The sequence below is a fragment of the Streptomyces sp. V1I1 genome (assembly GCF_030817355.1).
Classification (GTDB): domain Bacteria; phylum Actinomycetota; class Actinomycetes; order Streptomycetales; family Streptomycetaceae; genus Streptomyces.
On record NZ_JAUSZH010000001.1, the window covers coordinates 7,725,693 to 7,743,566 of the forward strand.

Consider the following 17,874-nt stretch of genomic DNA (forward strand, 5'->3'; position numbering starts at 1 on the left):
CACCCAAGAATCTGACACTGCATCAGAAAATCTCTTCCCTCGTCCGCCGGGCTGCGGCATCCTGCCGCCCATGGAGACGGAGCTGAGCAAGAGACTGGGGATCGAGCACGCCATCTTCGGCTTCACGCCGTTCCCGGCGGTGGCCGCCGCCATCACCCGGGCCGGCGGATTCGGGGTGCTCGGCGCGGTCCGTTACACCGCGCCCGACGACCTCAAACGTGACCTGGACTGGATGCAGGAGCACACCGGAGGCAAGGCGTACGGCCTCGATGTCGTCATGCCCGCCAAGAAGGTCGAGGGCGTGACCGAGGCCGACGTCGAGGCGATGATCCCCGAAGGGCACCGGCAGTTCGCCAGGGACACACTCGCCAAGCACGGCGTTCCCGACCTCCCCGAGGGCGAGGCCTCCGGCTGGCGCATCACCGGCTGGATGGAGCAGGTCGCCCGCAACCAGCTCGATGTCGCCTTCGACTATCCGATCAGACTGCTCGCCAACGCCCTCGGCTCCCCGCCCGCGGACGTCGTCCAGCGCGCCCACGCCCACGGCGTCCTCGTCGCGGCCCTGGCCGGAAGCGCCAAACACGCCAAGCGCCACGCCGAAGCCGGCATCGACATCGTCGTCGCGCAGGGCTACGAAGCGGGCGGCCACACCGGTGAGATCGCCTCCATGGTGCTCACCCCAGAAGTCGTCGATGCCGTGAACCCCCTGCCCGTACTCGCCGCCGGCGGCATCGGCAGCGGCGAACAGATCGCCGCCGCACTCGCCCTCGGCGCGCAGGGCGCCTGGCTCGGATCCCTCTGGCTCACCACCCACGAGGCCGACCTCCACTCCCGCGCGCTCACCGCCAAACTCCTCGCCGCCGGCTCCGGCGACACCGTCCGCTCCCGCGCCCTGACCGGCAAACCCGCCCGCCAGCTGCGTACCGAGTGGACCGACGCCTGGGACGACCCGAACGGACCCGGCACCCTTCCCATGCCGCTCCAGGGACTGCTCGTCGCCGACGCCGTCTCCCGGATCCAGAAGTACGAAGTGGGCCCGCTGCTCGGCACACCCGTCGGCCAGATCGTCGGCCGGATGAACTCCGAGCGCAGCGTGCAGGACGCCTTCGACGAGCTGACCCGCGGTTTCGAGCGCGCCGTGGACCGTATCAACCGCATCGCCGGAAGGAGCCAGTCATGACCGAACGGCCGTGGGGGTCCCCCCGGACGGACTCCGGGGGAGGGTTCTGGGCGCAGGCGGCCGCGGACCCGGACCGTACGATCCTGATCGCGCCGGAGGGCGAGGAGTGGACTGCCGGACGGCTGCACGCGGCCGTGAACAGGCTCGTTCACGGCCTGCGCGCGGCCGGTCTCGAGAAGGGCGACTCGTTCGCCGTCGTCCTGCCCAACGGCGTCGAGTTCTTCACCGCCTACCTCGCCGCCTCCCAGGCCGGCTTCTATCTCGTCCCCGTCAACCACCACTTCGTCGGCCCCGAGATCGCGTGGATCGTCGCCGACTCGGGCGCCAAGGTGCTCATCGCGCACGAACGGTTCGCCGAAGCGGCGACCGCGGCCGCCGACGAGGCCCAGCTGCCCGCCGGCCACCGCTATGCCGTGGGCAGTCTCCCGGGCTTCCGCCCGTATGCCGAACTCCTCGACGGACAGCCTGAGTCGGTGCCCGCAGACCGGTCGCTCGGCTGGGTCATGAACTACACCTCGGGCACCACCGGCCGGCCGCGCGGCATCCGCCGCCCGCTGACCGGCAAGCTCCCCGAGGAGGCCCACCTCGGCGGCTTCCTCGGCATCTTCGGTATCAAGCCGTTCGACGACAATGTCCATCTGGTGTGCTCGCCGCTCTACCACACCGCCGTACTCCAATTCGCGGGCGCCGCCCTGCACATCGGGCACCCGCTGGTCCTGATGGACAAGTGGACGCCGGGGGAGATGCTGCGCCTCATCGACGCGTACGCCTGCACACACACGCATATGGTGCCGACGCAGTTCCACCGGCTGCTCGCGCTGCCCGACGAGGTGAAGGAGCGGTACGACGTCTCATCCATGCGACATGCCATCCATGGCGCTGCCCCCTGCCCCGACCATGTGAAGCGGGCGATGATCGACTGGTGGGGGAGCTGCGTCGAGGAGTACTACGCGGCGAGTGAGGGCGGCGGCGCATTCGCGACCGCGGAGGACTGGCTGAAGAAGCCCGGCACCGTCGGCAAGGCCTGGCCGATCAGCGAACTCGCTGTCTTCGACGACGACGGCAACAGGCTCCCGCCCGGCGAACTGGGCACCGTCTATATGAAGATGAGCACCGGTGGCTTCAGCTACCACAAGGACGAGTCCAAGACGAAGAAGAACCGCATCGGAGACTTCTTCACCGTCGGCGACCTCGGGATCCTCGACGAGGACGGCTATCTCTTCCTCCGCGACCGAAAGATCGACATGATCATCTCGGGCGGCGTCAACATCTACCCCGCCGAGATCGAGTCGGCCCTGCTCACCCATCCGGCCGTCGCCGACGCGGCGGCCTTCGGCATTCCGCACGCGGACTGGGGCGAGGAGGTCAAGGCGGTCGTCGAGCCGGCTGAAGGCCAAGAGCCGGGGGCTGCGCTGGCGGCCGAGATCCTCGCCCACTGTGAGCGCCGACTGGCGGGCTACAAGTGCCCCAAGACGGTGGACTTCATCGAGGTCATGCCGCGCGACCCGAACGGCAAGCTCTACAAGCGCCGGCTGCGCGCGCCCTACTGGGAGGGGCGCGAGCGAGCCCTGTGAGCCCCCGAGTGGAGCAGCGCGGGCAGCAGCTGCTCCTCTGCTGCTCATGCCGCGCATGGTCGGGCGGGTGAAGCGGATCCGGATTTCCGAGGAGCCCCAGTCGCCGGCGCTCGCGCCCCGGCATCTGTCGCTGCTGGCCCACCTGCTCTTCGACGGGCCGATGGGCGTCAATGAACTGGCCGAGCGCCTCAAGGTCGCCCCGACCACCGTGAGCCTGATGGTGAGCGACCTGACCCGGAAGGGGGTCCTTGAGCGGCAGGACCAGCCTCAACCTGGCCTACGGCTCCGCCATCGCGAGCATCGGGCTGACCATCCCGGCCATCGCGCTCTCCTCGGTCTGGCTGCCCGGGCCCCTGGTCCTGGGGGAGGACTCCACTCATATGGTGCTGCTCGCGCTCACCGCCGTGGTGAGCGCGCTGACCGTGGTGCCCGGACGAGCCACGCTTCTTCAGAGCGGCGTGCACCTGGCGCTGTTCGCCGCTTTCGTCTTCCTCTCGTTCAGCCCCTGACCCACACCACCTTCAGTTCGGGCGAGCGCAGGATGTCCCGCTCGCAGAACCGCGACGTCACCCAGCGCTCGTCCGAGAACAGCTCGGTCTGGTCGCTGTAGTGCGGGGAGCGGGGGTTCGACGACTGGGAGTATGTGAGCAGGGTGCGCGCCACAGGGCAGCGCCCGCCGTCCCAGCCGACCGCCTGGATGTGGCTCGAACCGGTCACCACCTCCGTATAGCCGCCCGCCGGACTCCACACCGGCTCGATCTTGTTCCAGACGCCCAGGGCCTCCGTGCCGCCGTGGACGGGGATGCGTTTTCCGTTCCGTACGACGAACTGGTGCTCACCCAGCGGCGCGTCCAGCGGGGTCCCGGCCGCGCGCAGTTCGGCGACGGCGTTCGTCAGCGCGCGGGCGAAGCCGGGCGACGCGGTGTTGAGCGTGTTCGGCGTGCGCACCGGATCGGCCGCCGAGAACGGCACCTTCCACAGCTCGGCCGCAGGCACCGACGAGGTGAGCCCCCGCCAGAACCGGTCGAAAAGCAGGGCGCCGCGACTGCCGGTGTTCATGGTGCGGTCCCACTTCGCGAGTACGTCGCAGGCCTGCGCGAGGTCGGCGCTCTTGGCGGGCAGCGCCGCGCACGCCTTCGCAGTGTCGGCCGCGGCCAGATCCCCGGCAGGCACCCGGTTCGCGAACTGCTGCTTCTGCAGATCGGCGACGGTCAGCCGGCCCTCGTCCGCCATCGCTGCCACATCCTCGATGCCGCCGCGGGTGCGCAGCGAGCGGGGCGTGCCGATGGAGCCGAAGACCCGCTCGTAGCCGGTGATCGGCCGGTCCGCGTTGGTCAGCCAGGCGCTGTCGTTGGAGTTCTCCGCATACGGAGCGTCCCTCAGCGTCGGCATCTTCGACGGGCCGAAGATGCCCGGCTGCACCGCGTCCTCGTCCGAGCCGAGCGCGCAGTCCCCACGCGAACCGTCGAGCACGGCGACACCCGACGCCGGATACATCACCTTGCCGAGCGGGGGCGAACAGCGCTGTGCCAGCTCGTCGGTGATCCGCGGCAGCACCTGCGACTGGGAGAAGAGCGTGTGGCCGTTCGAGTCGGCGGCGATCGTGTTCACCCAGGGCAGGCCCTGGGTGCGCCGCAGCCCTCGCAGCATGTCGTGAGTGGAGCGGGACTTGCCGAAGGCGAGTGCCGTGTCGGCGCTGCGCAGATTGCTCGCGTTGGGGTCGTTCAGCGCGTACGCCGTCGTGGCCGACCAGGGCAGGGGCAGCGTGGGGCCCAGCGCGGTGACGACCGGGCCGTACCTCGTCCACCACTGTGTACGGGTCACGGGCGCGCCGTCCTTGACCGGCACGGTGACCGTCCGCTTCGTCATCCGCTCCGGCTTCCCGTCCACCAGATACGCGGTCGGGTCGGCCGGATCCAGCGTCAGCTGGTGCAGATTGAGCGTGACGCCGGTGGCGACGGTGTGGCTCCACGCGACCTTGTCGTTGAAGCCGATGTTGACGACGGCGGTGCCGAGCAGTGAGCTGCCCGAGACGTTCAGCTCGCCGGGTATGGTCTGCTGCGACTGCCAGAAGCGGCGGCCGCCCTGCCAGGGGTAGTGCGGATTGCCGAGCAGCAGGCCGCGGCCGTTCGCGGTCGCAGAGCCGCTGAATGCCACGGCGTTGGAGCCCATATCGGCGCTCTCGGATGCGAACAGTTCCCCAGCGGCCTTCGCCGTCGCGGCCGTGTCGGCTGCGCCCACCGGGGCCGTGCCCGGCGGTTTCGCCGCGGTGATGCCGTCGATGCCGCGCCCCTGGCCGCCGAGGACCGAGACGGCGAAGCCGCGCCTGGCCACGTCCACCGTGGTCACCGGGCCCACCCAGTCGGCGTTCCTGCAGGCAGGATCGGTGATGCGGTTCTGCTTCAGCCAGGCGTTGTAGCCGGCCGCCCAGCCGCGCATCAGCTCCTTGACCCGGTGGCCGGGACCGGCCGGTTCGGGGGTGGCGAGCAGCTTCTCGACGGTGCCCGCGTCGCGTACGCCCCGGAAGTACAGATCGCTGGACAGGTTCTTCGTGGCCGACGACAGCGATCCGTCCGGGGCGGCGTCGGGGCCGAAGTGGCGCGAGCGCTCGCCGCGCACCGTGACGAACCCGTCGGCGAGAACACACACCTGGTCGGCGGCCTGCGCCCAGCCGGTGCCGAAGCCGAGACTCGCGTAGTTGCCGGCGACGATGTGCGGGATTCCATGTTCGGTGTAGCGGATGACGGCGGACAGACTGCCGCCGGACGGATGACGGTCGCGGCTGTCAGCCGCTGCGGCGGGCGGCAGCGCGGCCACGACGGTGGCGAGCGCCGCGCCGGTCAGCGCAAGGTGTCTCAGGCGGGTGCGGAAGAGCAAGGTGCCCCCCAACGGGACTGCGGTGAAAGCTGGTTGGTCCATGCAGTCAGCCGGGGCTGACGGTGTCAACATCCCGTTCGGTATCCGAGGTCTTGACCGTCGGGTCGGCGCCGCACAGGATCGCGCCATGACAGGTGTACGCAGCAGCACAGTCGACGGAATCGTGCGGCGCAGCGCTCGGCGCACCCCGGAGCGCACCGCCGTACGGTACGCGGACCGGGCCTGGACCTACGCCGAGCTGGACTCCGCCGTCTCCACCGCGGCCGCCGAGCTCATCGGGAACGGCCTGGAGCACGGCGACCGGGTGGCGACCTACGGCCACAACTCGGACGTGTATCTGATCGCATTCCTCGCCTGCGCGCGTGCCGGGCTGGTCCATGTGCCGGTCAATCAGAACCTCACCGGTGACGACCTCGCGTACATCCTTCAGGACTCGGCCAGCGCGCTGGTGCTCGCCGATCCCGATCTCGCGGGCCGGGTCCCCGAGGGCTTCACCGTGCGCCCGCTGCGCGAGGCGGACGACTCGCTGCTCGCCGCGCTGGGCACCCCGCGCCCGTTCGATCCGGACCGGGACGCGCGGGAAGTGGTGCAGTTTCTCTATACGTCCGGCACCACCGCACTGCCCAAAGGCGCGATGATGACGCATCGAGCCCTCGTCCATGAGTACGTCAGCGCCATCACCGCGCTGGATCTCGACGAGTCCGACCGGCCCATCCACTCGCTGCCGCTGTACCACTCGGCGCAGATGCATGTGTTCCTGCTGCCCTATCTCGCGGTCGGCGCGGAGAACATCATCATCGACGGGCCGGACGCGGCGAGGATCTTCGATCTGGTGGAGGCGGGGGAGGCGGACAGTCTCTTCGCGCCGCCCACGGTCTGGATCGGGCTGTCCAACCATCCCGACTTCGCCACCCGAGAGCTGGGGGGACTGCGCAAGGCGTATTACGGGGCGTCGATCATGCCCGTACCGGTACTGGAGCGACTGCGTGCCCGGCTGCCCGGCCTGGCCTTCTACAACTGCTTCGGGCAGAGCGAGATCGGTCCGCTGGCTACCGTCCTCGGTCCGGACGAGCACGAGGGACGGATGGACTCCTGTGGCCGACCCGTGCTCTTCGTGGAGGCGAAGGTCGTCAACGAGAACGGTGACGAGGTCCCGGACGGAACGGCGGGCGAAGTCGTCTACCGCTCACCGCAGTTGTGCGAGGGCTACTGGCACAAGGCGGCCGAGACGAAAGAGGCCTTCCGCGACGGCTGGTTCCGCTCCGGCGACCTCGCCGTCCGCGACGCGGAGGGGTACTTCACCGTCGTCGACCGGGTGAAGGACGTCATCAACTCCGGGGGTGTGCTGGTCGCTTCACGACAGGTCGAGGACGCCCTCTACCTCCATCCCGCCGTCGCCGAGACCGCCGTCATCGGCCTGCCGGACGACCGCTGGATCGAGGCCGTCACCGCCGTCGTCGTCCCGCGAGGTGAGGTGACGGAAGCCGAGCTGATCGACCACGCGCGCGAGAAACTCGCCCGCTTCAAGGCCCCCAAGCGGGTCCTGTTCGTGGACGAGCTGCCGCGCAACGCCAGCGGAAAGATCCTCAAGCGTGAGCTGAGGGACCGCTTCACTTCGTCCTGAGGTCCACGATCCGTTTGATCTTGCCCACCGAGCGCTCCAGCGTCTCGGGGTCCACCACCTCGACCGTGACGGACACCCCGATGCCCTCCTTCACCGCCGTCGCGATCGCCCGGGCGGCGGCTTCCCGCTGCTCGGACGTCGCCTCCGCGCGCGCCTCCGCCCGTACGGTGAGCGCGTCGAGACGGCCCTCGCGGGTCAGCCGCAGCTGGAAGTGCGGGGCGACATGCGGCGTACGCAGCACGATCTCCTCGATCTGGGTCGGGAAGAGATTCACCCCGCGCAGGATCACCATGTCGTCGCTGCGCCCGGTCACCTTCTCCATCCGCCGGAAAACCCGGGCCGTGCCCGGCAGCAGCCGCGTCAAGTCCCGTGTCCGGTAACGGATCACGGGCATGGCCTCCTTGGTGAGCGAGGTGAAGACCAGCTCGCCGTGCTCGCCGTCCGGCAGCACCTCGCCGGTGAACGGATCGACGACCTCCGGATAGAAGTGGTCCTCCCAGATGTGCAGCCCATCCTTGGTCTCCACAAACTCCTGCGCCACGCCGGGGCCGATGACTTCGGACAGCCCGTATATGTCGACGGCGTCGATCGCGAACCGCTCCTCGATCTCGCGCCGCATCTCCTCGGTCCACGGCTCCGCGCCGAAGATGCCGACCTTGAGGGAGGTGGCACGGGGATCGACCCCCTGCCGTTCGAACTCGTCGAGCAGCGTGAGCATGTACGAGGGGGTCACCATGATGATCTCGGGGCGGAAGTCCTGGATGAGCTGCACCTGGCGGGCGGTCATGCCGCCGGAGGCGGGGATGACCGTGCAGCCCAGCCGTTCCGCGCCGTAGTGGGCGCCGAGGCCGCCGGTGAACAGCCCGTATCCGTACGCCACATGGACCTTGTGGCCGGGCCGGCCGCCCGCGGCGCGGATCGAACGGGCCACCACGTCCGCCCAGGTGTCCAGATCGCGTTCGGTGTAGCCGACGACGGTGGGACGGCCCGTGGTCCCGCTGGAGGCATGGATCCGCCGCACCTCGGACTGCTCCACCGCGAACATCCCGAACGGATAGTTGTCCCGCAGATCGGCCTTGGCGGTGAAGGGGAAGCGGCCGAGATCGGCGAGCGTGCGGCAGTACTCGGGGCGCAGACCCGCCCTGTCGAACGACTGCCGGTAGAAGCCGACATTCTCGTACGCGTGGCGCAAGCTCGCCCGCAGTCGCTCCAGCTGCAGCGCCTCGAGCTCCTCGCGGCTGAGCCGCTCCGCCGCGTCCAGCAGGCCCGTCATACGGAAACTCCCGTCCCAAACCGGACGACCGATCATTCGGTCGTGCTGTTCCGGGATCAGTAATCCAGCCCGTCCCGTCTCCTGGCAAGGGGTTGATTCCCAGAAACTGCTCCCATCCGTTCACGTGCGCTCTGGGCGTAAGTCCATTGCTGCGAATGCCGGGCCCCGGTGAAGATCGCCGCATGCCGAGGTTCTCTGCGCACGATGGGACAGTGCTCTCCTATCACCTGACGGGGGAGGGCGAGCCGCTGATCGTGCTGCCGGGCGGCGCGATGCGCGCCTCGGCCTACCTCGGCGACCTGGGCGGACTGAGCGCGCACCGGCAGCTGGTGCTGCTGGATCTGCGCGGCACCGGGGACTCCGCGGTGCCGGCCGACCCCGCGACGTACCGCTGCGACCGGCAGGTCGCCGACGTCGAGGCGCTGAGCGAGCACCTCGGCCTCGCGCGCATGGACGTGCTGGCGCTCTCGGCCGGTGGAAACCTGGCGCTGCTGTACGCGGCCCAGTACCCCGAGCGGATCGGCCGGCTGGCGCTGCTCACGCCAATGCCCGGGCGGTGGGGATCCAGGCGACGCCGGAGCAGCGCCGTGCGGCGGCACTGCTGCGCCGCGACGAGCCGTGGTTTGAAGAGGCGTACGCCGCCTTCGACGCCGCGCTCGGCGGAGGCAAGCCGAACGGCTCCTTCGAGCCGTTCTTCTACGGGCGGTGGTGCGAGGCGGCTCAGGCGCATGCCGCGTCGGGCGATGGGCAGTTCAACCCCCGAAGCGGCCGCCCGCTACGGCTCGGAGGGCGCTTTCGACCCGCCCGCCACCCGCGCCGCGCTGACCGAGCTGGACGCGGCGGTGCTGGTCATGGCGGGCGAGCTCGACGGCGTACCGACACCGGAGCGGGCCGGTGAGCCGGCCGCGCTGTTCCCGGACGGCGAGGTCGTCGTGCAGCCGGATGGCGGTCACTTCCCCTGGCTCGACGATCCGGACTGGTGCGTACGGACGGTTATCGGGTTCCTGGCGCGGTGAGCCGCTGGTGAGGGGAGGGGATGCGGGATAGTAGTTGAAACCCGCAAACAACCTCCGAGAAGGAGTCCGCGATGCCTCAGCCCGAGGGAGCCGAACTCGACGCCGTCCTCGCCCGCAGGGAGGAGCTGCGCCAGCGCTATCTGCGCCCGATGTCCGACCGCCCCCCGACCACCGCCCGGGGCATCCACCATGTGGCCTTCATCTGCCGTGACGTCGAGGAGACCATTCGCTTCTACCAGGAGTTCCTGGGCTTCCCGCTGGTCGAGATCGTGGAGAACCGCGACTACCGCGGCTCGACCCACTTCTTCTTCGACATCGGCCACGGCAATCTGCTGGGCTTCTTCGACTTCCCCGGCCACGAACACCCGCCCATCACCGAAACGATCGGCGGGGTGCAGCACCTCGCGCTGTCGGTGGGGGCGGCGGAGTTCGACGCGGCCCGCAAGGCGCTGGACGAGGCGGGCACCGACTATCTCGGACCGGACCGGGGTGTCGAGGACAGCCTGTACATCCGCGACCCCAACGGCGTGCCGCTGGAGCTGTACCGGGAGCAGCTCGGCATCTTCGACGGCGAGAGCATCGTCAGCCGGACCGACGGCGAGGACTGAGGCCAACGGCTGAGGCCAGTGCCTGATCAGGGCCTGCTACCGCTTCGACTGCCGGCCCCGCGCCTCGTACGATCAACGTCGATCCGTCGGCCCGAGAAGGGGAACTCGTGCAACTGGGCTCATCCGTAAGGCGTTTGCTGACCACAGGCGCCGCCGCGACACTCCTGTTCACCGGAGCGGGCACCGCCTCCGCCGGCCCGGCCGTACCGCAGGCGGCTGCCGTCGCCGCGGCCGACGTGCGGAGCGGCCCGTACTCCGGCGTCCACATCATTGCCGATCTCTCCGCCCGGCGGGTGGCCACCGCCGACCTGGTCGCCGCGGCCAAATACGGCACAGACAGTCCCATCGATGACCCGGCCCGGGAGAAGCAGGTCCTCGACAGCGTGGCGCGGCAGGCCCGTGATCTGGGTGCGGATCCCGAAGCGACGGTACGGATCTTCCGTGACCAGATCGAGGCCAGCAAGCTCGTCCAGCGCGCCCTGTTCCGCAGCTGGGACGCGGCCCCTTCGCGGGCGCCGACAGAACGGCCCGACCTCGCGGAGGTACGCAAGGAGATCAACCGGATCAATGCCGCTCTCGTCCAAGGCATCGCCGATTCCGCCTCGGCCCGACCGGCTCCGTACTGCGACGGCCTGCTGATCGCCTCGGCAGCACACCTACGGCACGAGCGGCAGCTCGACGCGCTCCACACGGTGGCGTTGGCCCGCTCGCTGCGGTCCGTCTGCGGCGACTGACCCGGGCTTCGTGCGTCCGGGAGCCCGGGCGCGCGAGGCGGGCCGGAAGGTCATTGCGCGGCCGACTCCACCGCGACCGTCCGGGCCCAGCGGTAGTCCGCCTTGCCGCTCGGCGAGCGCTGGATCTCCGGCGCGATCACCAGCTGCCGCGGGATCTTGTAGCCGGCCAGCCGGGTGCGACAGTGCGACTGGATGTCGTCCAGCGTCGGTGTGGGCGCGCCCTCGCGCAGCTGCACCACGGCCGCCACATGGTTGCCCCATTTACTGTCCGGCACACCGGCGACCAGCGCGTCGTACACATCCGGATGGGACTTGAGCGCCTGCTCGACCTCCTCCGGATACACCTTCTCGCCGCCGGTGTTGATGCACTGCGAGCCGCGTCCGAGGACGGTGACGATGCCCTCCTCGTCGACCTTGGCCATGTCGCCGAGCAGTACCCACCGCTCGTCGCCGCGCCGGAAGAAGGTCTCGGCGGTCTTCTTCGGGTCGTTGTAGTAGCCGAGGGGCACGTGCCCGCGCTGGGCGATCCGGCCTGGCTCGCCAGTCTTCACCGGCTCGTACGTCAGCGGGTCGACCACCGCCGTACGGGCGTTGACCCGCAGCCTGAAGCCCTTCTCCGGGCCGGAGTCGTCGGTCGCCGTGCCGTTGAAACCGGACTCCGACGAGCCGAAGTTGTTCAGCAGCATCACATTCGGCACCAGCGCCGCGAACTGGGCGCGCACCGTCTCCGACATGATCGCGCCGGAGCTGGAGACGCTGAACATCGAGGAGCAGTCGGTCCCCTTCATCGGCCCGGACAGCGCGTCGATGAGCGGGCGCAGCATCGCGTCGCCGACCAGCGACACGCTGGTGACCTTCTCCTTCTCGATCGTACGGAGCACCTCTTCCGGCACGAACTTGCGGTGGATGACGATCCGCTGGCCGAAGTTGAACCCGATGAACGCGGTCAGCGTCGATGTGCCGTGCATCAGCGGGGGAGTGGGGAAGAAGGTGATGCCTTCGCCGCCCGCGGCCACCCGCTCGGCGAGCTCCTCGGGCGAACCGACCGGCTCTCCGGTCGGCGCGCCGCCGCCGAGCCCGGAGAAGAACAGGTCCTCCTGCCGCCACATCACGCCCTTGGGCATTCCGGTGGTGCCGCCGGTGTAGATGATGAACTGGTCGTCGGCGGAGCGCGCCCCGAAGCCCCGCTCCGGCGACGCGGCCGCCTCGGCCTGCGCGAAGGGGACGGCGGCGAGCTGCGGCGCGCTGTCCGGGGGCATGCCCACACGCACCAGATGGCGCAGCTTCTCGGTCTTCGGCAGCGCGGCCGCGACGCGCTCCGTGAACTCCGCGTCGAATACGAGGGCCACGAGGTCCGCGTCGCGGTAGAGGTAGACCAGTTCCTCCTCCACATAGCGGTAGTTGACGTTGACGGGCACGACGCGGGCCTTGAGGCAGCCGAGGACGGTCTGGAGGTACTCGATGCCGTTGTAGAGGTGCAGGCCGAGATGGTCGCCCGGGCGGATGCCGGCGTCGATGAGGTGGTGCGCGACGCGGTTGGCCGCGGCGTCCAGTTCCGCGTAGGTGAGCCGGCGCTCGGCGCCCGTGCCGGGATGGTCGATGTACACAAGCGCCTCGCGGGCGGGGACCACGTCGACGACCGACTCGAACAGGTCGGCAAGGTTGTACTCCACCGCTCCTCCTGACCCCGGCGAACTTCGGCTCGGCGGTCATTAGAGCGCCGCCGGGCACAAGTGGGAAGGGGTGACGGCGAAGAAATCTGACTGCCTGTCAGAAAACTATTGAACTGGACTCCCGCCTACTGCAACCTGTTCTAGGTCTTGAGACGGGAGGACGGCAATGGGTGGGACGGAACACCTCACCGTGCAGCGCGAAGGCGCCACACTGGTACTCACTTTGAACAGGCCGGAGGCCAAGAACGCGCTCTCGCTGCCGATGCTGGTCGGCCTGTACGACGGCTGGATCGAGGCCGACGAGGACGATGCGATCCGCTCGGTCGTGCTGACCGGAGCGGGCGGCGGCTTCTGCGCCGGCATGGACCTCAAGGCCCTGGCGGGCAAGGGCATGGAGGGCGAGCAGTACCGGGACCGGCTGAAAGCCGACCCCGACCTCCACTGGAAGGCGATGCTGCGCCACCACCGGCCCCGCAAGCCGGTGATCGTCGCGGTCGAGGGGTACTGCGTGGCCGGCGGTACCGAGATCCTGCAAGGCACCGACATCCGGGTCGCGGGCGAGAGCGCCACGTTCGGCCTGTTCGAGGTCAGGCGCGGACTCTTCCCGATAGGCGGCTCGACGGTGCGGCTGCAGCGCCAGATCCCGCGTACGCACGCCCTGGAGATGCTGCTGACCGGCCGGCCGTACAGCGCGGAAGAGGCTGAACGGATCGGGCTCATCGGCCACGTCGTGCCCGACGGAACCGCGCTGGAGAAGGCGCTCGCCATCGCCGAGCAGATCAACGCCTGCGGGCCGCTCGCGGTCGAGGCGGTGAAGGCGTCGGTGTACGAGACGGCGGAGCTGACCGAGACGGAGGGCTTGGCCGCGGAGCTCAAGCGCGGCTGGCCGGTCTTTGACACGGCCGACGCGAAGGAGGGGGCGCGGGCGTTCGCGGAGAAACGCCGCCCGGTGTACCGCCGAGCCTGAACTTTCCCCGCCCCGCGCGGCGGGACCGCCGCCCGCGCCCTCGCCGACCCCCACAAGAAAGGGCCCCGCCCGTGACAGCCGCCGCCACCCCCGCACCCCAGACCCTGCGCGCCCCGCTCGTCGTCGAGTTCCCCTTCACCCGCTCCCTCGGGCCCGTCCAGTCCGCCTTTCTCACCGGCCTGCGCGAGCGCGCAGTCCTCGGTGTGAAGGGCAGTGACGGCAGAGTGCTCGTGCCGCCCGTCGAGTACGACCCGGCCACCGCAGAGGAGATCCGCGACCTCGTCGAGGTCGGCGTCACCGGAACCGTCACCACCTGGGCCTGGAACCCCGCCCCGCGGCGTGACCAGCCACTCGCCACCCCCTTCGCGTGGGTGCTGGTCAGGCTCGACGGGGCCGACACTTCCCTCCTGCACGTCCTCGACGCGCCGGGGCCCGACGCCGTACGCAGCGGCATGCGCGTCCGTATCCGCTGGGCCGAGGAGCGGACCGGCGCGATCACCGACATCGCCTGCTTCGAGCCGTACGACAGTGAGCCGACCGCCCACGTCACCGGCCACAGCGGCGAGTTCGCCGACGCCGTGACCGGCATCGTCACCCCCGCCCGGCTCGACTACACCTACTCGCCCGGCCGCGCCCAGTCCGGCTACATCAACGCCCTCGCCGACCGCAGGACCGTCGGCGAGCGCTGCCCGTCCTGCCGCAAGGTGTACGTGCCTCCCCGCGGCGCCTGCCCCACCTGCGGCGTCGCCACCGACGAACAGGTCGAGGTCGGCCCGCGCGGCACCGTCACCACGTACTGCATCGTCAACATCAAGGCTGCGCATACGGCGAATCTCGACATCGAAGTGCCGTACGTCTACGCGCACATCGCCCTCGACGGCGCCGACCTCGCCCTGCACGCCCGCATCGGCGGCATCCCGTACGACCAGGTGCGGATGGGCCTGCGCGTCGAACCGGTCTGGGCCGAAGACGGCCGCCACCCCGACCACTACCGGCCCACCGGCGAGCCCGACGCCGACTACGACACGTACAAGGAGCTGCTGTGACCCGAGACGTGGCGATCGTCGCCTTCGCGCAGAGCGACCATCTGCGGCGCACCGACGAGCTCTCCGAAGTCGAGATGCTGATGCCGGTCCTGCACGAGGTGCTGCGCCGGACCGGACTGCAGACCAGTGACATCGGCTTCACCTGCTCGGGATCCGCCGACTATCTCGCCGGACGTGCCTTCTCTTTCACCATGGCCCTCGACGGCGTCGGCGCCTGGCCGCCGATCTCCGAGTCCCATGTCGAGATGGACGGCGCCTGGGCGCTGTACGAGGCCTGGGTCAAGATCCTCACCGGCGATGCCGACACCGCCCTCGTCTACGCCTACGGAAAGTCCTCGCCCGGCGAGCTGCGCGACGTACTGACCCGCCAGCTCGACCCGTACTACGTGGCCCCGCTCTGGCCCGACTCCATCGCGCTCGCCGCACTCCAGGCGCAGGCGCTGATCGACGCGGGAGCCACCGACGAACCGGCCCTCGCCGGGATCGCCGCTCGCAGCCGCGCGGCAGCATCGGACAACCCGCACGCTCAACTGAAGGGTTCGGTTCCGCCGGGCGATTACCTCGTCCAGCCGCTGCGGACCGGGGACTGCCCGCCGATCGGCGACGGCGCGGCCGCCGTGATCCTCGCGGCCGGGGACAGGGCCCGCGAACTGTGCGACCGCCCCGCCTGGATCCGCGGCATGGACCACCGCATCGAACCGCACAGCCTCGGCGTCCGCGACCTCACCGACTCGCCCTCCACCCGGCTCGCCGCCGAACGCGCCGGAGCCTTCGACAGGCCCGTCGACACCGCCGAGCTGCACGCCCCCTTCAGCTCCCAGGAAGTGGTCCTGCGCGCAGCCCTCAAGCTCGACGACAGGGTGAGGGTCAACCCGTCCGGCGGAGCGCTCGCCGCCAACCCGGTCATGGCTGCGGGCCTGATCCGCCTCGGCGAGGCCGCCGCCCGCATCCACCGAGGCGAGTCCGACCGGGCGCTCGCCCACGCCACCTCCGGCCCCTGCCTCCAGCAGAACCTGGTCGCCGTCCTCGAGGGAGAGTCATGAGCAAGGCTGCGACATCCAAAGAGTGCGTGGCTGTCGTCGGCATCGGCCAGACCAAGCATGTCGCCGCCCGTCGGGACGTCTCCATCGCGGGCATGGTGCGTGAGGCCGCCCGGCGCGCTCTTCAGGACGCGGACCTGACCTGGTCGGACATCGATGCCGTCGTCATCGGCAAAGCACCCGACTTCTTCGAGGGCCTGATGATGCCGGAGCTCTACCTCGCCGACGCGCTGGGCGCCGTCGGCAAGCCGATGCTGCGCGTCCACACCGCCGGCTCGGTCGGCGGCTCCACCGCGCTCGTCGCCTCCAACCTGGTCGCTGCCCGCGTGCACAGCACCGTCCTCACCCTCGCGTTCGAGAAGCAGTCCGAGTCCAACGCCATGTGGGGCCTGTCCCTGCCGATCCCCTTCCAGCAGCCCCTCCTCGCGGGCGCGGGCGGCTTCTTCGCCCCGCACATACGGGCGTACAAGCGCCGCACCGGCGCGCCCAACACGGTCGGCTCCGTCGTCGCGTACAAGGACCGCCGCAACGCCCTGAAGAATCCGTACGCCCACCTCCACGAGCACGACATCACGCTGGAGAAGGTCCAGGCGTCCCCGATGCTGTGGGACCCGATCCGCTACTCCGAGACCTGCCCCTCCTCCGACGGCGCGTGCGCGATGATCCTCACCGACCGCGCGGGCGCGGCCCGTGCGCCGCGACCGCCCGCCTGGATGCACGGCGGCGCGATGCGCAGCGAGCCCACGATGTTCGCGGGCAAGGACTTCGTCTCGCCCCAGGCCGGCAAGGACTGCGCCGCCGACGTCTACCGGCAGGCCGGCATCGCCGATCCGCGCCGGGAGATCGACGCGGTGGAGATGTACGTCCCGTTCTCCTGGTACGAGCCGATGTGGCTGGAGAACCTGGGCTTCGCCGCCGAGGGGGAGGGCTGGAAGCTCACCGAGTCCGGCGTTACCGAACTCGACGGCGATCTGCCCGTGAACCCGTCGGGCGGCGTGCTGTCCACCAATCCCATCGGTGCCTCCGGCATGATCCGGTTCGCCGAGGCCGCCCTCCAGGTCCGCGGGCTGGCGGGCGAACACCAGGTGGAAGGGGCCCGCAAAGCACTGGGTCACGCCTACGGCGGCGGGTCGCAGTTCTTCTCCATGTGGCTGGTCGGCGCCGAGCCGCCCACCACCTGACCGTCCGCCGTACGGCATGTGGCGGCGGACAGGCCGCGGTCCTCGTTCCGCGGCCTGTCCGCAACCGGAGACGATCGCTAGTCTGAGCCCCGGAGACGATGCGGGAGGAGCACGGACGTGGCCGAGAGCACGACCACCAGGCAAAGGTTTTCGGGCTGGGACAAGCCGGAACTCGACCTCAGCAACGCCGACTGGCAGTCCAGCAGTCAGGGAACGGGAGACGTTCAGATCGCCTTCGTCGAGGGTTTCATCGCGATGCGCAACGGCGGACGGCCGGAGAGTCCGTCGCTGATCTTCACCCCGGCCGAGTGGCGCGCCTTCGTCCTGAACGCCCGCGACGGGGAGTTCGACCTCACCTGACCGCCGAAGCGGCCTCAGGGGTCGCGGGTGTCCCGCGCACTGCAAGGCAGTGGGCGTGGTCGGCAGTGCCTGGAACCCGCGGCCCGCACATCCTCTAGTACTCGACCCTGCCCTCCGGCTGAGAGGCTCGGCGTCGCGGACATCGTTGAACACGCCGGGGCAGTTTCCCGTATCACTCTGCGCACCCCGGCAACACGGGTGCGCAGCGTTCCCGCGAGATTCCGTTCCGAGACCGTGAGGATCAGCCATGAATGACCCCGTCAATCCTCCTCTCCAGGCCCTCCCGGACGGGGAGGCCGAACTCCGTCTGGTGCTCCGTCTGCAGTGGGAGGACATCGCCGCGCTGGGGCAGGAGGCGGGCCGGCTGGCCGCCCAGATGCAGCGCCCGGTGACCCTCGACGAGGCCGCGAGCCACCGGCTGCGCACGCGGACCGCCGGCCACGCGAGGCCCGCACCTGACCGGAGCCAGCAGGGTGTGCCCTCGTCCGTGTCGTCCCTGACTGCCCGCACTCCGGGTGAGCATGCCCGGCAGGCCATAGAGAAGATCAACGGGTCGGCCCCCGGGCTCGGCACGACCCAGACATCGGCGTGACGAGCGGGAGCGGGGACAACCGCTCCCGCTGACCGATCCGGAAACAACCCACTACAACCCCCTTTCGCCGGAGGGGCCCCCGCGCGGCCAACCGGGCGTACCCTGAGGTGCCTCGAGGACGTCCGTCCG

15 protein-coding genes and 2 pseudogenes are annotated in these 17,874 nt (G+C 70.1%); 14 read left to right on the forward strand and 3 right to left on the reverse strand.

Going from position 1 to position 17,874, the window contains the following annotated elements; all coding sequences use genetic code 11:
* Positions 1-70 precede the first annotated feature (70 nt).
* The 4 genes and pseudogenes from QFZ67_RS36170 to QFZ67_RS36185 form a co-directional block, all read left to right on the forward strand.
* Complete coding sequence (locus QFZ67_RS36170) at positions 71-1,180, forward strand: nitronate monooxygenase (RefSeq protein ID WP_307665260.1); 1,110 nt, start codon at positions 71-73, stop codon at positions 1,178-1,180.
* Positions 1,177-2,754 carry an acyl-CoA synthetase gene (locus QFZ67_RS36175; protein ID WP_307665261.1) on the forward strand — a complete coding sequence of 526 codons (1,578 nt, stop codon included), beginning with the start codon at positions 1,177-1,179 and terminating at the stop codon, positions 2,752-2,754. Before QFZ67_RS36170 ends, QFZ67_RS36175 begins: the two co-directional genes overlap by 4 nt.
* A 160-nt stretch (positions 2,755-2,914) precedes the next feature.
* Positions 2,915-2,962 (forward strand): annotated as a pseudogene (locus tag QFZ67_RS39225) (hypothetical protein); the annotation flags it as partial.
* Between the two features lie 49 nt (positions 2,963-3,011).
* A pseudogene (locus QFZ67_RS36185) lies at positions 3,012-3,263 on the forward strand (ionic transporter y4hA); the annotation flags it as partial.
* On the opposite strand, the gene QFZ67_RS36190 reads toward QFZ67_RS36185, so the two are convergent.
* Positions 3,253-5,673, reverse strand: coding sequence for a penicillin acylase family protein (locus QFZ67_RS36190; protein WP_307665262.1), 2,421 nt, complete (start codon positions 5,671-5,673; stop codon positions 3,253-3,255). The pseudogene QFZ67_RS36185 and the gene QFZ67_RS36190 overlap by 11 nt on opposite strands.
* An 85-nt stretch (positions 5,674-5,758) precedes the next feature.
* Between QFZ67_RS36190 and QFZ67_RS36195 the strand changes: the two genes are divergently transcribed.
* Positions 5,759-7,255 (forward strand): acyl-CoA synthetase, encoded by a 1,497-nt coding sequence (locus tag QFZ67_RS36195; protein ID WP_307665263.1) that lies wholly within the window; start codon positions 5,759-5,761, stop codon positions 7,253-7,255.
* Here QFZ67_RS36195 and paaK read toward each other — a convergent pair.
* A complete protein-coding gene (paaK, locus tag QFZ67_RS36200; RefSeq protein WP_307665264.1) occupies positions 7,242-8,528 on the reverse strand; it encodes a phenylacetate--CoA ligase PaaK in 1,287 nt (428 codons plus the stop codon). The genes QFZ67_RS36195 and paaK overlap by 14 nt on opposite strands.
* Positions 8,529-8,740: 212 nt before the next feature.
* Between paaK and QFZ67_RS36205 the strand changes: the two genes are divergently transcribed.
* The 3 genes from QFZ67_RS36205 to aroQ all read left to right on the forward strand — a co-directional run bounded on the left by QFZ67_RS36205 (position 8,741) and on the right by aroQ (position 10,886).
* On the forward strand, positions 8,741-9,544 hold the full coding sequence (locus QFZ67_RS36205) for an alpha/beta fold hydrolase (RefSeq protein WP_307665265.1): 804 nt from the start codon (positions 8,741-8,743) through the stop codon (positions 9,542-9,544).
* Between the two features lie 71 nt (positions 9,545-9,615).
* Positions 9,616-10,152, forward strand: a complete 537-nt coding sequence (locus QFZ67_RS36210) for a VOC family protein (RefSeq protein WP_307665266.1) — start codon at positions 9,616-9,618, stop codon at positions 10,150-10,152.
* 134 nt (positions 10,153-10,286) lie between these two features.
* Positions 10,287-10,886 carry a gamma subclass chorismate mutase AroQ gene (gene aroQ / locus QFZ67_RS36215; protein WP_307665267.1) on the forward strand — a complete coding sequence of 200 codons (600 nt, stop codon included), beginning with the start codon at positions 10,287-10,289 and terminating at the stop codon, positions 10,884-10,886.
* A gap of 50 nt (positions 10,887-10,936) precedes the next feature.
* Here aroQ and QFZ67_RS36220 read toward each other — a convergent pair whose 3' ends face one another.
* The gene (locus QFZ67_RS36220; RefSeq protein WP_307665268.1) at positions 10,937-12,559 is read right to left on the reverse strand and encodes an acyl-CoA synthetase; all 1,623 of its coding nucleotides are present in this window, start codon (positions 12,557-12,559) and stop codon (positions 10,937-10,939) included.
* A 166-nt stretch (positions 12,560-12,725) separates the two neighbouring features.
* On the opposite strand from QFZ67_RS36220, the gene QFZ67_RS36225 reads away from it, so the two are divergent.
* The 6 genes from QFZ67_RS36225 to QFZ67_RS36250 all read left to right on the forward strand — a co-directional run bounded on the left by QFZ67_RS36225 (position 12,726) and on the right by QFZ67_RS36250 (position 17,745).
* Positions 12,726-13,526 (forward strand): crotonase/enoyl-CoA hydratase family protein, encoded by an 801-nt coding sequence (locus QFZ67_RS36225; RefSeq protein ID WP_307665269.1) that lies wholly within the window; start codon positions 12,726-12,728, stop codon positions 13,524-13,526.
* Positions 13,527-13,597: 71 nt separating this feature from the next.
* Complete coding sequence (locus QFZ67_RS36230) at positions 13,598-14,572, forward strand: Zn-ribbon domain-containing OB-fold protein (RefSeq protein WP_307665270.1); 975 nt, start codon at positions 13,598-13,600, stop codon at positions 14,570-14,572.
* The gene (locus tag QFZ67_RS36235) at positions 14,569-15,615 is read left to right on the forward strand and encodes a thiolase domain-containing protein (protein WP_307665271.1); all 1,047 of its coding nucleotides are present in this window, start codon (positions 14,569-14,571) and stop codon (positions 15,613-15,615) included. The genes QFZ67_RS36230 and QFZ67_RS36235 overlap by 4 nt, the downstream gene beginning before the upstream one ends.
* Entirely contained in the window at positions 15,612-16,793 is a 1,182-nt protein-coding gene (locus QFZ67_RS36240; RefSeq protein WP_307665272.1) for a thiolase domain-containing protein, read from the forward strand. Before QFZ67_RS36235 ends, QFZ67_RS36240 begins: the two co-directional genes overlap by 4 nt.
* A 117-nt stretch (positions 16,794-16,910) precedes the next feature.
* Positions 16,911-17,153 carry a DUF397 domain-containing protein gene (locus tag QFZ67_RS36245; RefSeq protein ID WP_307665273.1) on the forward strand — a complete coding sequence of 81 codons (243 nt, stop codon included), beginning with the start codon at positions 16,911-16,913 and terminating at the stop codon, positions 17,151-17,153.
* A 247-nt stretch (positions 17,154-17,400) separates the two neighbouring features.
* Positions 17,401-17,745 (forward strand): hypothetical protein, encoded by a 345-nt coding sequence (locus QFZ67_RS36250; RefSeq protein WP_307665274.1) that lies wholly within the window; start codon positions 17,401-17,403, stop codon positions 17,743-17,745.
* The last annotated feature ends 129 nt before the right edge of the window (positions 17,746-17,874 follow it).

What these genes read in the sequence shown, in the direction of transcription:
- QFZ67_RS36195 (WP_307665263.1), top strand. Translation starts at nt 5,759, where the DNA reads ATGACAGGTGTACGCAGCAGCACAGTCGACGGAATCGTGCGGCGCAGC.
- QFZ67_RS36190 (WP_307665262.1), bottom strand. Translation starts at nt 5,673, where the DNA reads ATGGACCAACCAGCTTTCACCGCAGTCCCGTTGGGGGGCACCTTGCTC.
- paaK (WP_307665264.1), bottom strand. Translation starts at nt 8,528, where the DNA reads ATGACGGGCCTGCTGGACGCGGCGGAGCGGCTCAGCCGCGAGGAGCTC.
- QFZ67_RS36170 (WP_307665260.1), top strand. Translation starts at nt 71, where the DNA reads ATGGAGACGGAGCTGAGCAAGAGACTGGGGATCGAGCACGCCATCTTC.
- QFZ67_RS36250 (WP_307665274.1), top strand. Translation starts at nt 17,401, where the DNA reads ATGAATGACCCCGTCAATCCTCCTCTCCAGGCCCTCCCGGACGGGGAG.
- QFZ67_RS36175 (WP_307665261.1), top strand. Translation starts at nt 1,177, where the DNA reads ATGACCGAACGGCCGTGGGGGTCCCCCCGGACGGACTCCGGGGGAGGG.
- QFZ67_RS36225 (WP_307665269.1), top strand. Translation starts at nt 12,726, where the DNA reads ATGGGTGGGACGGAACACCTCACCGTGCAGCGCGAAGGCGCCACACTG.
- QFZ67_RS36240 (WP_307665272.1), top strand. Translation starts at nt 15,612, where the DNA reads ATGAGCAAGGCTGCGACATCCAAAGAGTGCGTGGCTGTCGTCGGCATC.
- QFZ67_RS36210 (WP_307665266.1), top strand. Translation starts at nt 9,616, where the DNA reads ATGCCTCAGCCCGAGGGAGCCGAACTCGACGCCGTCCTCGCCCGCAGG.